Genomic DNA, 14774 nt, shown 5'->3' on the forward strand with positions numbered 1-14774 from the left:
CACAAAGTTAGTCAGTTATGTTTAAATAAGTTAAAAACCCCAATGTGATAATGGATAATACAAAATATACAATATCATTTTCCATACTTGAAACCTCCTCTCCACATATTATTTGTGCTATAATATTTATTAATACATCGAACTTAAAATTTAAATATTTATGCTACTAAACTCGTATTAATATATTATGATCATCATGTAGAATAATAGAATGAAAACATTTACATAGAAGTAGATTTATTTAAAAAGGAAGGAAGAATTACAATGCCACTGTGGATGAGAAAAACACTTGTCATCTTAATCACAATAAGTACATTTGGGTTAATATCTCCACCACCATCTTTAACAGTCCCAGTTTCTAAATCCAATGACACATCGAAGCAAGATTTAGTTAACCCTGATCTGACGGCTGAAGATGATGAGCACCTATTCCAGTTAGAGGTTGAAGAAGATGAGGAGAATAGGCAACAATTTATCGAAACGACGATGACTGCTGTTCAAGATAAGTCGTTTGAAAAATTCGGACAAAAAATTGGTCCTGTTATCGAGGATGAATTCCGTCTAGCTGTATTACCCAAAATAGAAGAAGTAATACTAGATCTAACTAATCAATACCCAGATTATAAATTGCATAACTTATCCATCACAGAAAGTCCATCTGGTGGCTATGGAGAAAAAATATTTAACATATATGATAATGAGCAAAATAAGGACCTTGTTCGTTTTCATGTCAGAAGGGATCACCCACCTTTGGAGGGATATTGGTTCAATTTTCACTACCATACGTATCTAGATACATTCCAAGCACATAACGATTTAGGAAGTATATATTGGGACAAAAATACCCCACCACGGTGGAAAACCTGAGGCTGATTTTTACGTTGCTTTTGAAAAAGCAACGTATTTTTTTTGTTTATTTTGCTATATTAAAAAACTATTTTAGAAACTAGTATTAAAAATGATTCAGATAAAAAACTACTTTCTTAATGGATAGATATGCATTCTAGAAGTTGATTTATTAAGTAGTTTATTATATTTGAGTAACAAAGTAGGTTGATTGTAACAATATGGATCGTGATTTCGACAAAATATTATTTTTTAGATCATAATATTTTGATAATTGACAACAATCGTTCACATGTATTAAAATAAAAAAGCAGCATGAAGACTTTGGTATCCTCATCTTCATAAGTATTATTACCCTATAGTTTTTAACACAACAAAGTATTAAAGAGGTGAAGTTATGTCATTAACAAAAAAAATATTAATTGGTATGGGTCTAGGTATTTTAGTCGGGTTAGTTTTCAATATCGGAATTCCTCAATGGTTTGACGCAGCAGAAACTTACATTTTAACTCCACTCGGTAAAATCTTCATTGGCTTAATTAAGCTATTAGTAGTACCTATTGTTATTATCTCACTAATTTTAGGAACTGCGGGAATAAGTGATCCGAAAAAATTAGGACGAATTGGTATCAAGACAGTTATCTTTTTCTTAATTACTACTTCTATTGCACTAGTAATTGCATTATCGGTAGGTAATATTCTACAACCGGGTCTAGTAGAAGGATTAACTATAGGAGAAGATACAGAAGTAGAAGCTAAAGAAGCACCACCGGTTATGGAAACATTAATCGATATCATTCCAACTAATGCTTTTGAAGCAATGGTTGAAGGAAACATGTTGCAAATTATCTTTTTCTCTATCTTAATTGGTTTTGCTATTACACAGCTTGAAGGAAAAGTACCTTCTATTAAAAAGATTATTGAAGAATCAAATAGCATATTAATGTTCTTGGTAGATGTTGTTATGAAGCTAGCTCCTATCGGTGCATTCGCACTTATAGCAGTTGCGATAGGTGGACAAGGATTTGATGCGATTGCTGCAATGGGTAAATATTTCTTTGCTGTACTTTTAGCGTTATTCATACATTTGTCAATAACATATGGTTCAGTTATATTAGTCCTTGGTAAAATGAATCCGATTACTTTCATTAAAAACTTCTTACCAGCAATTGCTGTCGCTTTTAGTACATCAAGTAGTTCAGCTACTTTACCAGTATCAATGGAGACAGCTCAAAAGAATTTAAAAATACCTAAGAGTATTAGTGGTTTCGTTCAGCCATTAGGTGCTACAATCAATATGGACGGCACAGCGATCATGCAAGGGGTTGCTACGGTATTTATTGCTCAGCTATACGGTGTAGATCTTTCAATGGCCGATCTAGCTACTATCGTATTAACAGCTACATTAGCTAGTATCGGAACTGCAGGTGTTCCTGGAGTGGGAATCATTATGTTAACGATGGTACTAACATCAGTTGGATTAAGCTTAGAGGCAATTGCACTCGTTCTTGGTGTTGATAGGTTACTTGATATGACAAGAACAGCAGTTAATATTACTGGTGACGCTGCATGTGCGAAGTTTATCGCTAAATCAGAAGAAAAGCATGAAGCAAGTAATGCTAAAACTGCATAAACCAAAATAGCCAACCTAATTATTAGGTTGGCTATTTTTTTATAAAAAGTTTCACCTTCTCTTTTCCATAATTTAATAGAGTTTGAGCACACCCTCCACTGTGAGATATATGTTACACTAATATTACATATATATTACACTAGATTTCCAAGTTGGGGGGAGGCACACATTGAATGTGATGAAAAAAATGACGCTATTATTATGTATATTTGTCCCTTTCCTTACGATCCCTTCCTCTGCTAATCAATATGGGGTACTTCTAAAAAACTATCATCCAATAAATGAAATGACAGTTGTTCAACAACTATCAAACTATGAATATATTAAAGAGATGCTACTACTTCCAAATGAGGAATTTGACGAACGATCAGTTCTTAATATAATACAATCACTTAACCGAATTGATTCTGCAATAATGCAGAAATTAGTTAATAACAAAGTATATGTAAAATTGTTTAATGGTTCTATCATTAATGAACCATTTGCTAACCACTTAGCAGGTGTAAGACCGAGAGGTTATGTGGATACTGACATGAAGTGGGATAGTGTTCCTGGAATGGGAGGAAACTACGTCGTCCTTGTAAAAATAGGACATAGTGAAAAAGGGCAAGGTCACGGTTCTCACAACCTTGAATTGCACGAGTTAGCGCATTCGATTGATGCGATTGTTTTTGATAACATTAGACATAGTATGGAGTTTTTGGCAGCTTGGAATACTGAAGTGTCGACCATCTTTCCAAATCAACCATATTTTAATGATTATCCAGAGGAATTTTTTGCAGAAGCTTTTGCTATGTACTATACAAGTAACGAAACGAGAGAACTTCTTGCGGAAAATGCCCCCTTAACAGCGAAATATATACGCAGCTTATCATTAATGAAATGAGGAAAATAGATGTTATCAATCATTGTTGCATTTGATAAAAACCGTACGATTGGAAAAAACAACAGCATTCCATGGCATCTACCTAATGATTTAGCACACGTTAAGCGCATAACGATGGGTCACACTGTAGTTATGGGGAGAAAAACATTTGATTCCATAGGAAGACCGTTACCAGATAGAAAAAATGTGGTTTTAACGAGAGATCAAAATATTGAAATAGAAGGCGTTCAACTGATTCATACAATCGATGACATCTTTCGTATTGAAGAACAAGCTAACAACGAGGAAGTATTTATTTTCGGTGGTGAAACACTTTATAAGCAACTATTTCAATATGTCGATAAGCTGTATGTTACGTTTGTTAATGCTACATATGCAGGGGATACGTATTTTCCTTTTATGATTTCTGATGATGACTGGCATTTAAAATCAAAGACAAAAGGTTTGAAGGATGAAGATAACAATATAGACTATTATTTCTTAACTTATGAACGTAGGAGAAGTGAAGAGGTAACAAGTGCATAAGAAATTTTACTGCATCTAATGTATTGAACAGGTGCGATTAATGATGTTATTTCCGATAATCATTATAACAAACACAAGTATAATTGCATGTTTTTATTGTTGGTGAGAAATTTAAAATATTTTCTGAAAATATATTTCATTTTAAATATTTCATGATATAATGTTCCAATCACAACATTAACGTATTAAAGTAATTACTACTTACAGAAAGGGTTTGTATAATGAGCCAACAAGTTAAACAACAAGTAAAGCGTGTTCAACTCGAGGATATAATGATTGCCCATCAAACATTGAAAGATGTAGTAACTCATACCCCTTTACAGCGCAATGAAGTCTTATCAGAAAGATTTGACTGTAATTTATATATAAAGAGAGAGGATCTACAGGTTGTCCGTTCTTTCAAAATTCGCGGAGCATTTAATTGCATCAAACATTTATCAAAGCAAGAGTTGGAATCTGGAATAGTGTGTGCAAGCGCAGGCAATCATGCTCAAGGAGTTGCATATTCTTGTAGACATCTTGGAATTCATGGCAAGATATTTATGCCAACAACAACTCCAAGACAAAAGGTATCACAAGTAGAGCTGTTTGGGAAAGAGAACGTTGAAATTATCTTAACAGGTGATACATTTGACGATGCTTACGAGCAAGCAATGACATGCAGTAAATTAGAGAATAGACCATTTATCCATCCATTTGACGATATGAACGTTATTGCTGGTCAAGGTACTGTGGCAGTAGAACTACTAAATGATTGTGATGAACCAATCGACTATATTTTTGCTAGTATAGGTGGTGGTGGTCTCATTTCGGGCATTGGTACTTATGTAAAGAGCATTTCACCACAAACAAAGGTCATTGGTGTTGAACCTGAGGGAGCTCCTGCCATGGATGTATCTCGAAAGAAGGGGGAAGTGACCACTCTTGATACAATTGATAAATTTGTTGATGGAGCTGCTGTGAAAAAAGTTGGTGATACGACGTTTAACATAAGTAACGCTGTTGTAGATGATGTACTGTTAGTTCCAGAAGGGAAAGCTTGTACGACAATCCTTGAATTATATAATGAGAATGCTATTGTTGCTGAACCTGCAGGCGCATTACCAATTGCAGCATTAGATTTTTATAAAGACCAAATACGTGGGAAAACTGTTGTTTGTGTCATAAGTGGTGGTAATAATGATATAGGAAGAATGCAAGAGATTAAAGAACGGTCTATGATGTATGAAGGCTTGCAACACTATTTTATTGTTAATTTCCCTCAGAGAGCTGGGGCGTTAAGAGAATTTCTAGATGAAGTGTTAGGTCCAACTGACGATATTTCAAGATTTGAATATACGAAAAAAAATAATAGAGAAAATGGACCTGCATTAGTAGGCATTGAATTAAAGCACAAAAATGACTATAAACCATTAATAGAACGTATGAACAAAAAAGGTTTTGCATACCAAGAAGTGAAAAAGGACAGCAATCTTTTTCATTTGTTTATTTAACAGATTACTTTTCTGTTAACAAGAAGATGTTGTGAATTTAAGAAAATATGAACTTCTTGTGAATAATCTCCGTCCATCATCCATTTTTGTTGGAAATAATAATATAATTTAACTAAGCTTTTCATGAAATAGGAAACAGGGGGGATGATGAACATGCTTACAAACATTGGGGTTCCGGGCCTTATCCTTATATTAGTAATTGCTTTAGTTATATTTGGCCCAAAAAAACTTCCTGAAATTGGGAGATCTTTTGGACAAACGCTGAAAGAATTTAAAACATCTACTAAAGAATTGACTAGCGATGTGATTGACGAATTAGAAGAAGATAAAAAGAAGAAAGCGACCTAAAAATCCATACATTTATTCTATTCTTCATTAATTAAGGTTATTTACGGATGATTTATTCGTAATTCATGTTTCTTCTATAAATTTGGTGACAATCGCATAAACCTCTTCTAGCTGTTCAAAATAGCACGAGCAGCAACAAAGGTAATGATAAAGACCCTAAGAGGGTGGCTCATAGTGAAAGGATTAGATTTCGTAGCCTCTATATATTGTATAACCTTCCAGGTGGCGATACCTATATACAACATATAAAGGATTGTGAGAGAAGATTCTTCAGGGGTCACCCTCTTGAAATGTGGATGATGAAACTGAGGCGGGTGTTTGGAGATGGAAGATCAAGAGATGAAATTGGTAGACCACTTAGATGAGCTAAGAAAACGACTACTTATTACAATGGTGGCTTTTATCATTTTTTTTATTTTAGCATTTATCTTTGTTAAAGATATATATAATTGGCTTGTAATGGGTCTAGACCCATATAGTATTACGTTAGTTATATTAGGTCCAAGTGAAGTATTATGGGTCTATTTTACAATTGCTGGAATATTAGCGATTGCTTGCACAATTCCGATATTGGCACTACAAATATGGCTATTCGTTAAGCCAGCGTTAAAGCCAATGGAGCGTAAAATAACACTTTCTTATATTCCTGCTTTATTTATTTTATTTATTCTAGGTTTGTGTTTTGGCTATTTTGTTATACTTGACGTTGTTTTCGGCTTTTTAACAAACCTTGGTGAAGAAATGTTTGATACGATGTTCACGGCAGAAAAGTATTTTCAATTCGTCTTAACGATGACGATACCATTTGCGATCTTGTTTGAGTTACCAGTTGTGGTTATGTTTTTGACGAGTATAGGTATCATCAATCCATATGTTTTGCAAAAGGTACGAAAATACGCTTATTTCGTTCTAGTTATTATTTCAGTTACTATTTCACCACCTGATTTTATTTCTGACTTCTTAGTTACAATTCCGTTACTATTTTTATATGAATGTAGCATAATACTTTCGAAAATTGTATACAAGAAAAAACAGAAAAAAGAAGAGCGGGATCAAGTAGATATGTTGTCAAATGAAGTTGCAAAATGACCTCTCAGAGGTCTTTTTTTTCGCTCTTTATATGGCTCTTTTCTTAACCCCTGCCTGCAAAAGGCTACGTTTTATTATGAACAACGATGACGCGTATTAATCTACTTAGCTGTTCTAATGTTGTAAGAGTGGTTACATCGTTTTCGAAAATAACAATAATAAAAGCATTGACAGTTACTGTAGGGGGGTATAGTATTATAAGTGTAAGCTTGATACTTTAACATAATGAAAGATTGGAGAGATACTGAAATATGACAAAAGGGAAATTAATCACATTAGCTGTCAACGGCGGTGTAGGCTTCGGGGCAAAACTTACCTCCAAACAATTAATGGTCCTTGCTAAACATATTGGGGAAGATAGTGAGGTAGAGCTCACGACCTTTCAACAACTCTATATAGACGTTCCAGAAAGTAAAGTCGATACAGTTGTCGCAGATTTAGAGAACAATGGATTTTCGTGTTATCCAGTCGGTATGTACGTAAAAAGTCTACGAACATGTAATTTTTGTAAGGGTGCTGAAGAAGAAGGAATGCCTGTAGCTATCGAACTTAATAAACGCATTGCTGGGAGAGAAGTGCCATTTCCAGTTCGTCCAGCATATACAGGGTGTCAAAATGCTTGTGGTGAACCATTAATGAACGATATTGGGGTTATAAAAAATAAAGATCACTATGATCTTTACATTGGTGGCAAAGCAAAAGGCGTTGATGCAAAAATAGCAAAGCTTTTTAAATCCCAACTTAGTCCAGAAGATTTATTTACAACAATAGACGATATACTAGCAGCTTATCAACAACAAGGCAAGAAGAGAGAGCACTTTGCGAAATTTATAGATCGGGTAGGGTTTAATCAATTATTGCAGGAGGTCGAAGAAGGTCTCGAAAAAAGATAATTATCCGCTTGACAGATACCCTACAGGGGTATACTATATAATTAAGAGGTGATCACAATGGATAATGATTGTCATGTTAATGATGAGGGGAAAATGCTTGCGACGCCCCGAAGTGATAAAGAAAAGGATCAGTTAATAAAGCGTTTAAAAAGAGTAGAAGGACAGGTTCGAGGTATTCAAAAAATGGTTGAAGATGATCGTTATTGTGTAGATATTCTTATCCAAGTCTCTGCGATCAATTCAGCTTTGAAAAATGTAGGGTTTCAATTATTAGAACGACATGCACATCACTGTGTATCAGACGCTATAAAAGAAGGCTCAGGTGATGAAGCAATTGAAGAGTTAATGAAAGTAATTAAACAGTTCTCTAAATCATAAATATGGAGATGATCAATATGAGCGAGCAGAGTCAATTAGTACAAAACCCGACCCAAAACCAGATGAAATTGGGGATAACAGGGATGACTTGTGCCGCGTGTTCCACACGAATTGAAAAGGTCTTAAACAAAATGGACGGTGTGGAAGCGAATGTAAATTTGGCGATGGAAGCTGCAACGGTTAAGTATAATAGTGATACAGTGAAGCCAGAAGAGGTAGTGTCAAAAATTAACAAACTTGGCTACGGTGTACAGACTGAGAAGGTAGACCTTGATATATACGGCATGACATGTGCTGCCTGCTCCACGCGGATTGAAAAAGTGGTAAATAAAATGGACGGTATTGAAGCTGCAACGGTTAATTTGACAACTGAATCAGCTGCGTTATCGTTTCAACCAGGGTTAGTTAGTGTTGATGACGTAATTGGCAAAATTCAAAAGCTCGGCTATGATGCCAAAGTGAAGGAAACAAGAGAAGAAAAGGCATCTCATAAAGAGGAAGAAATTAAGGAAAAGAAAACGAAACTATTCATTTCTATATTATTATCATTACCACTTCTTTACTCGATGGTCGGTCATGCACCGTGGGATCTTGGGATACCGATGCCCTCATTTATTATGAACCCTTGGTTTCAATTTATACTTGCTACACCCGTTCAATTTTACGTCGGTTGGCAATTTTACGTAGGTGCTTATAAATCACTTAGAAATAAAAGTGCGAATATGGATGTTCTTGTGGCACTTGGAACGTCAGCAGCTTATTTTTATAGCGTAGTGGAAGCATTAAGAACGCTAGGTAATCCACAGTATATGCCGCATTTATACTTTGAAACGAGTGCAGTTCTCATTACACTCATCTTAGTCGGTAAACTATTTGAGTCATTGGCAAAAGGAAGAACGACAGAAGCCATTTCAAAATTGTTGAATTTACAAGCGAAAGAAGCGACTGTCATAAGAAATGGCATCGAAACGAAGGTTCCGATTGAGCAAGTTGTCGTAAACGATATCATTATCGTAAAGCCTGGTGAAAAGATCCCTGTTGATGGGGAAGTCGTTGCTGGACGATCTTCAATTGATGAATCAATGATTACTGGTGAATCAATTCCAGTCGATAAAACTGAAGGAGATCGTGTGATTGGTGCAACGATTAATAAGAATGGTACGATTCAAATGAAGGCGACAAAAGTAGGAAAAGATACGGCGCTTGCAAGTATCATTCGTGTCGTGGAAGAAGCACAAGGATCAAAAGCTCCAATTCAAAGAATGGCAGATATTATTTCTGGCTACTTTGTACCAATCGTCGTTGGAATAGCGCTCGTCACCTTTTTAGTATGGATCATGGTTGTTGCTCCAGGGGATGTGCCGCAAGCAATTGAAGTAGCGATTGCCGTTCTAGTTATCGCTTGCCCGTGTGCATTAGGGTTAGCTACCCCAACTTCAATTATGGTTGGAACAGGTAAAGGAGCCGAAAATGGGATCTTATTTAAAGGTGGAGAGCATTTAGAAATTGCTCATAAAATCGAAGCAATTGTGTTAGATAAAACAGGAACAATAACAAAAGGTAAGCCTGTTGTTACAGATTTTGAAGCAGACAATACAGATGTTTTAGCGTACTTATATACAGCAGAAAAATCATCTGAACATCCTTTAGCAGAAGCCATCGTTGAATATGGTAAAGAAAAACAAGCTAAAGAACTAGCAATCGACCATTTTGAAGCAATACCTGGTTATGGCATCGAAGCCCGTATTGAAGGGAAAGATGTTCTAGCTGGAACACGCAAGCTTATGAACAAACATCAAGTAGACTTCCATTCTTATAATGAAAAGCTAGAGACCTTTGAAAAAGAAGGAAAAACAGCGATGATGATCGCGATAGAAGGACAGCTGGCTGGTGTGATTGCAGTGGCGGATACAGTAAAAGAAACAGCAAAAGAAGCTATCGACAAACTACAATCACAAGGTATTGAAGTATATATGATGACAGGAGACAACAAAAGAACGGCACAAGCTATCGCTTCACAGGTAGGGATACAACATGTATTTGCAGAGGTACTTCCTGAAGAAAAAGCAAACCACGTGAAGGAACTACAGCAACAAGGGAAGAAAGTTGCCATGGTTGGTGATGGAATTAATGATGCACCAGCTCTAGCAACAGCAGATGTCGGTATTGCCATCGGTACTGGGACAGATGTTGCCATTGAAGCAGCCGATATAACCCTAATGGGTGGAGAACTAACGTTAATTCCGAAAGCAATCGACCTTAGTAGAAAAACGATGAGAAACATTCGTCAAAATCTATTTTGGGCACTAGCTTACAATTCAGCAGGTATTCCAATTGCAGCCATCGGCTTATTAGCACCTTGGGTAGCAGGAGCAGCTATGGCATTTAGCTCAGTATCAGTTGTGACAAACTCCCTTCGCTTGAAGAGAGTAAAAATATAATGATGTTCAAAACGAGACTTTTTGAACATCACTAAAATATTATTCTAGGAGTGGATATATATGGTAAAAACAACATTACAAGTATCTGGTATGACATGTGGTCATTGTGAAAAGGCAGTAAAGGGAGCATTATCAGAAGTTAAAGGTGTAGATAACGTGACGGTATTTCTTCAAGACGGTAAAGTCGACGTTGAATATGATGATGCTCAAGTGAAAGTAGCAGCATTGAAAGAAGCAGTTGAGGATCAAGGATACGACGTAGAATAAAGCAATTTTATCTTTTGTAATATTTGATGAATGCATGTTGTTGTATTAATATATACAATTATGAAAGGAGGGTATCATGTTCATTATATGAGCATTTTATCCTCCTTCTTTACTTATAATTACTCAGCATCTGCACAAAATCTCCTTATTTTCTATTTATAATAAGAAAAGGCTTTTCGCGTACTATTGGTTGTTTAATTATGAAGGTGTTTTTTGCATTAATTGTTGCTTTTAATTATAAGAGAGCTAAACACGTTGGGCATATTTTTATTCTAAAGACTTTGAATGTCATATAAACACATTAGTTACTCTAATGTAAGTGAAAAAAGACAAAGTTAACGAAAAGACCATTTATAAAATGGAGACATACCTTCAACAATTGTGCAACATAACATTGCCCTAGCTAATTTTTGTAACGATGGCTGTGAAGTTTCCGATAGGGACCAAGAGAAAATATTGTATTTATAGGAGTGACAATTTATATGAAAAGGACACTACAAACAATAGCACTGTTGACACTTACTACATTATTATTTGGGTGTGGACAGAATGAGAATGAAGCACTACCTGACGACTCAGCGCAAAATAATACTGAAATTGCAACAGATAATGATGTGACTGAAGAGAACGAGAAAGAGAAGCAAACTGACAAAGCTGAAACATCAAATAACAAAATAACAGATAACGATTTTTACGAGCCGTTTAACGGAACATTAGAGCATGTTCACGGATTGGGATATGCTGGGAATCAAAATGCGATCTATTTTGCAGCTCATGATGGGTTGAAAGTGTACGAAGATGGCCAATGGTATAAAACAGTAGCTGAAAATCATGATTATATGGGTTTTAACGCAGCAGATGTAGGTTTTTTCGCTAGTGGACATCCAGCTGCAAATTCAAATCTTGTTAATCCTTTTGGGATTAAGCGTAGTTTAGATAATGGTCAAACATTAGAAACATTAGCTTTAGAAGGAGTTGTTGATTTTCATGTGATGGGTGTAGGCTACGAAAGTCAGACAATTTTTGTTGCTAACCCAAAAGCGAATGATTTATTAGAAGAAGCTGGTGAGTTATATGTAAGCGATGACCTAGCGGAAAATTGGGAGAAGATAGATGCAGAAGGCTTAAGTAAAGATATTATAAATATTGCTGTCCATCCAACCGATTCAAATAAAGTGGCTGTAGCAGCTAAAGAAGGAATCTACCTCTCAACTAATAAGGGTCAGTCATTTGAATTAATTTCAGATAATATGCAAGGTACGTCCATCTACATGTCAAATAAAGCGTTATGGTATGGCGGATATAATGGTGAGCCTCATCTTATTAAGAAATCCTTCGATAGTGAAACGGAAGAAATCATTACGTTGCCTTCCATGGATGAGGATGCAGTCATGTATTTTACTACCAACCCTCAAAATGACAATGAGCTAGCCTTTATAACATACAACGGGAATGTATTTTATTCCAACAATGGAGCAGAAAATTGGGAGATGTTAGTAAATGAAGGGAAGATTCAATAGTAAATTTTTCGGATGAATTGTAACTTTACCTTACGTTGCCATATACAGCTTGTCATCTTTTCTTTTGTAACTCGATGACAACTGTATATATATGATTATTGTGGTTCTAGTTTGGTAACAATAGCAACAAAGTTTTGACAAGAGCCAAAATAAAACAGACTGTTATAAGTTCTATAGTTGATTTTGTGACGATGTTGAACATTTTACAACGAAAGCAAATAAGGGTATCCTATGTTGCGAATGAACTTAAAAATAACAGTCTGTTTCTATTTCCTGTAAAGGAGCTGGTTTCATCAATAAATTAGCTATAAAATTAGGAGCTCTTTTTTTTATTTTTATATTACTTATAGAGTCTATGATTTTTTTCTTACTATATTTCGGTATAGTGAATGAGCGTATTCAGAGTGAGACAGATGATTTATTTCGCAGAGGTATAAGTCATAGAGATGTGTTAGAAAAAAATTTTGATGAGTTAACAATTAAACATGTTGCTTTAATGGAATCGGAGGCTGTTAGTGCAGTAGTCATTACAAATGCTCAGTTTCAGATTTTAGAGCAGTCTGACACAATTAACTCTAAACTAGAAGAGTTAATAAAAAAAAGTAAAGAAAAAATAGTACCTGACAATGGTGAGTTACTAGAAAAAAAGTGGAAAACAGAAGAGTATTTAGCAACGATTCATCCAGTAATATTTGACGGACAACGTCAAGGGTATGTATTTATGTTTTCACCTACCCAGCCTATAAGAAGTATGATTAACGGTTTAACATATCAATTTCTCTTCATTGGTTTGTTGTCATTATTATTATCCATTGCTACAATCTTTTTTCTGTCACGGTTTATTACGAAACCACTAATAGATATGAAAGAAGTGACTGAAAAGATTAGTACTGGACAAAATAACGTATTTTTAAAAACGAATCGAGATGATGAACTAGGTGATTTGGCTAAAGCAATACATGTTCTGTCTAATAGGCTAGAGCGTTTAAAAAAAGAACGAAATGAATTTCTATCAAGTATTTCACATGAACTAAGGACACCGTTAGCCTATCTTAAAGGCTATGCTGATATTTTACAGAGAACTAATCTCACTTCAAAAGAGCGAAATGATTATTTGAAAATTATTGAGGAGGAAGCCACGCATGTGGTTAGCTTAGTAAAAGATTTATTCGACTTAGCACAAATTGATGAAAACGTTTTTAAGATTCAACAACAAGCTGTTCACCTTCATCAATTCCTATCGTCCATCGTCGAGAAGTTTAGGCCGGCATACAGTGAAAAAGAAATTCACTTAAAGCTTGTTTGCCCTGAAAAACTTACTGCTAGCATTGATCCAAACAGATTTGATCAAGTGATAAGCAATTTATTAGATAATGCTTTAAAGCATTCAGCATCTCACTCTAGCGTAGAAATTAATGCTAAAAAACAAGACGGCAAACTTACTATTGTAGTAAAGGATGAAGGTGAAGGCATACCAGCAAATGAACTACCTTTCATTTGGGACCGGCTGTATCGAGTTGAGAAATCTAGATCTAGATCAACTGGTGGTACAGGTTTAGGATTGTCGATAGTCAAAGGTATTGTCGATAGTCACGGTGGAGAAATAGACGTACAGAGTAAGATAGGTGAAGGGACTATATTTAAGATTGTTTTATAAGGAGGATGTTATGCTTAATGCCCGACATTTTACTAGTAGATGACGAACAGAGAATGTTACAGCTACTCAAGTTATACTTGGAACCAAATGGCTATTGTTGTAAAACCGTTCGCTCAGGCCAAGATGCGATCAACTATTTGGTGAAGCAAAAAGTAGATTTAGTTATCTTAGATATTATGATGCCAGAAATGAATGGCTGGGACACTGCTGAAGAAATTCGAAGCTTTTCTGATGTGCCCATTATTATGCTTACAGCAAAGGAACAAAGCTCTGATATGGTTAAAGGGCTAAGAATTGGAGCAGATGACTATATAACAAAGCCATTCGAGGAGACGGTTCTGTTAGCAAGGATCGAAGCCATTTTACGTAGAACCAGTCCCGATAACAAGATTGAAGTTGATGGCCTTACATGGGACAGGAGTAATCATCAGTTGACCTACGGTAATGAGAGTATTGTGCTTACACCGAAAGAGTTTGACCTGGTTGGGATATTGTTAGTTAACAAAAATTCAGTATTAACACGGGAGAGCCTTTTAGAGCAAGTATGGGAATTTGATTCTGAGACTGAGGATAGAACGGTTGATTCACACATTAGAAACATTAGAGAAAAATGCAAAAAAGCTGGCTTTCCAATCAATGAACATTTACAAACGGTCTGGGGAATCGGCTATAAATGGGTGTAAGCTTGACCATTTTGGTTTCGCCTATAATTCAAGGCTGCTATCACATTTATAATTGTTTTAATACTAATAATTAAAACATGAATACTATCTGTTCTTATGATGTTAATCCATATAA

At 35.4% G+C, this 14774-nt stretch carries 14 protein-coding genes; all 14 read left to right on the forward strand.

Going from position 1 to position 14774, the window contains the following annotated elements; all coding sequences use genetic code 11:
• Nucleotides 1–264: 264 nt before the first annotated feature.
• Entirely contained in the window at nucleotides 265–867 is a 603-nt protein-coding gene (locus tag V1503_RS21795) for a YpjP family protein (protein WP_410629131.1), read from the forward strand.
• 376 nt (nucleotides 868–1243) lie between these two features.
• The gene (locus V1503_RS21800; RefSeq protein WP_320259473.1) at nucleotides 1244–2479 is read left to right on the forward strand and encodes a dicarboxylate/amino acid:cation symporter; all 1236 of its coding nucleotides are present in this window, start codon (nucleotides 1244–1246) and stop codon (nucleotides 2477–2479) included.
• A 178-nt stretch (nucleotides 2480–2657) separates the two neighbouring features.
• Nucleotides 2658–3365: an anthrax toxin lethal factor-related metalloendopeptidase gene (locus tag V1503_RS21805; protein ID WP_352223060.1), complete on the forward strand. Its 708-nt coding sequence runs from the start codon at nucleotides 2658–2660 to the stop codon at nucleotides 3363–3365.
• A gap of 9 nt (nucleotides 3366–3374) precedes the next feature.
• On the forward strand, nucleotides 3375–3890 hold the full coding sequence (locus V1503_RS21810; protein ID WP_410629132.1) for a dihydrofolate reductase: 516 nt from the start codon (nucleotides 3375–3377) through the stop codon (nucleotides 3888–3890).
• Nucleotides 3891–4111: 221 nt separating this feature from the next.
• A complete protein-coding gene (ilvA, locus tag V1503_RS21815) occupies nucleotides 4112–5383 on the forward strand; it encodes a threonine ammonia-lyase IlvA (protein WP_410629133.1) in 1272 nt (423 codons plus the stop codon).
• 153 nt (nucleotides 5384–5536) lie between these two features.
• Complete coding sequence (locus V1503_RS21820; RefSeq protein WP_214481192.1) at nucleotides 5537–5731, forward strand: twin-arginine translocase TatA/TatE family subunit; 195 nt, start codon at nucleotides 5537–5539, stop codon at nucleotides 5729–5731.
• 324 nt (nucleotides 5732–6055) lie between these two features.
• A complete protein-coding gene (gene tatC, locus V1503_RS21825) occupies nucleotides 6056–6820 on the forward strand; it encodes a twin-arginine translocase subunit TatC (RefSeq protein ID WP_410629134.1) in 765 nt (254 codons plus the stop codon).
• A gap of 251 nt (nucleotides 6821–7071) precedes the next feature.
• The gene (locus tag V1503_RS21830) at nucleotides 7072–7713 is read left to right on the forward strand and encodes a nitrite reductase (protein WP_320259477.1); all 642 of its coding nucleotides are present in this window, start codon (nucleotides 7072–7074) and stop codon (nucleotides 7711–7713) included.
• A 57-nt stretch (nucleotides 7714–7770) separates the two neighbouring features.
• Nucleotides 7771–8091, forward strand: coding sequence for a metal-sensing transcriptional repressor (locus tag V1503_RS21835; RefSeq protein ID WP_284730432.1), 321 nt, complete (start codon nucleotides 7771–7773; stop codon nucleotides 8089–8091).
• Nucleotides 8092–8108: 17 nt separating this feature from the next.
• Complete coding sequence (locus V1503_RS21840; RefSeq protein ID WP_410629135.1) at nucleotides 8109–10532, forward strand: heavy metal translocating P-type ATPase; 2424 nt, start codon at nucleotides 8109–8111, stop codon at nucleotides 10530–10532.
• 60 nt (nucleotides 10533–10592) lie between these two features.
• Nucleotides 10593–10799 carry a copper chaperone CopZ gene (gene copZ / locus V1503_RS21845; RefSeq protein ID WP_214484237.1) on the forward strand — a complete coding sequence of 69 codons (207 nt, stop codon included), beginning with the start codon at nucleotides 10593–10595 and terminating at the stop codon, nucleotides 10797–10799.
• 482 nt (nucleotides 10800–11281) lie between these two features.
• Nucleotides 11282–12319 (forward strand): F510_1955 family glycosylhydrolase, encoded by a 1038-nt coding sequence (locus tag V1503_RS21850; protein ID WP_410629136.1) that lies wholly within the window; start codon nucleotides 11282–11284, stop codon nucleotides 12317–12319.
• A 355-nt stretch (nucleotides 12320–12674) separates the two neighbouring features.
• Nucleotides 12675–13976, forward strand: a complete 1302-nt coding sequence (locus V1503_RS21855) for an ATP-binding protein (RefSeq protein WP_410629137.1) — start codon at nucleotides 12675–12677, stop codon at nucleotides 13974–13976.
• 17 nt (nucleotides 13977–13993) lie between these two features.
• The gene (locus tag V1503_RS21860) at nucleotides 13994–14659 is read left to right on the forward strand and encodes a response regulator transcription factor (protein ID WP_410629138.1); all 666 of its coding nucleotides are present in this window, start codon (nucleotides 13994–13996) and stop codon (nucleotides 14657–14659) included.
• Nucleotides 14660–14774 lie beyond the last annotated feature (115 nt).

The organism is Nanhaiella sioensis (assembly GCF_046557775.1).
Lineage (GTDB): Bacteria > Bacillota > Bacilli > Bacillales > SM2101 > Nanhaiella > Nanhaiella sioensis.

What these genes read in the sequence shown, in the direction of transcription:
- V1503_RS21795 (WP_410629131.1), top strand. Translation starts at nt 265, where the DNA reads ATGCCACTGTGGATGAGAAAAACACTTGTCATCTTAATCACAATAAGT.
- V1503_RS21800 (WP_320259473.1), top strand. Translation starts at nt 1,244, where the DNA reads ATGTCATTAACAAAAAAAATATTAATTGGTATGGGTCTAGGTATTTTA.
- V1503_RS21805 (WP_352223060.1), top strand. Translation starts at nt 2,658, where the DNA reads ATGAAAAAAATGACGCTATTATTATGTATATTTGTCCCTTTCCTTACG.
- V1503_RS21810 (WP_410629132.1), top strand. Translation starts at nt 3,375, where the DNA reads ATGTTATCAATCATTGTTGCATTTGATAAAAACCGTACGATTGGAAAA.
- ilvA (WP_410629133.1), top strand. Translation starts at nt 4,112, where the DNA reads ATGAGCCAACAAGTTAAACAACAAGTAAAGCGTGTTCAACTCGAGGAT.
- V1503_RS21820 (WP_214481192.1), top strand. Translation starts at nt 5,537, where the DNA reads ATGCTTACAAACATTGGGGTTCCGGGCCTTATCCTTATATTAGTAATT.
- tatC (WP_410629134.1), top strand. Translation starts at nt 6,056, where the DNA reads ATGGAAGATCAAGAGATGAAATTGGTAGACCACTTAGATGAGCTAAGA.
- V1503_RS21830 (WP_320259477.1), top strand. Translation starts at nt 7,072, where the DNA reads ATGACAAAAGGGAAATTAATCACATTAGCTGTCAACGGCGGTGTAGGC.
- V1503_RS21835 (WP_284730432.1), top strand. Translation starts at nt 7,771, where the DNA reads ATGGATAATGATTGTCATGTTAATGATGAGGGGAAAATGCTTGCGACG.
- V1503_RS21840 (WP_410629135.1), top strand. Translation starts at nt 8,109, where the DNA reads ATGAGCGAGCAGAGTCAATTAGTACAAAACCCGACCCAAAACCAGATG.
- copZ (WP_214484237.1), top strand. Translation starts at nt 10,593, where the DNA reads ATGGTAAAAACAACATTACAAGTATCTGGTATGACATGTGGTCATTGT.
- V1503_RS21850 (WP_410629136.1), top strand. Translation starts at nt 11,282, where the DNA reads ATGAAAAGGACACTACAAACAATAGCACTGTTGACACTTACTACATTA.
- V1503_RS21855 (WP_410629137.1), top strand. Translation starts at nt 12,675, where the DNA reads ATGATTTTTTTCTTACTATATTTCGGTATAGTGAATGAGCGTATTCAG.
- V1503_RS21860 (WP_410629138.1), top strand. Translation starts at nt 13,994, where the DNA reads ATGCCCGACATTTTACTAGTAGATGACGAACAGAGAATGTTACAGCTA.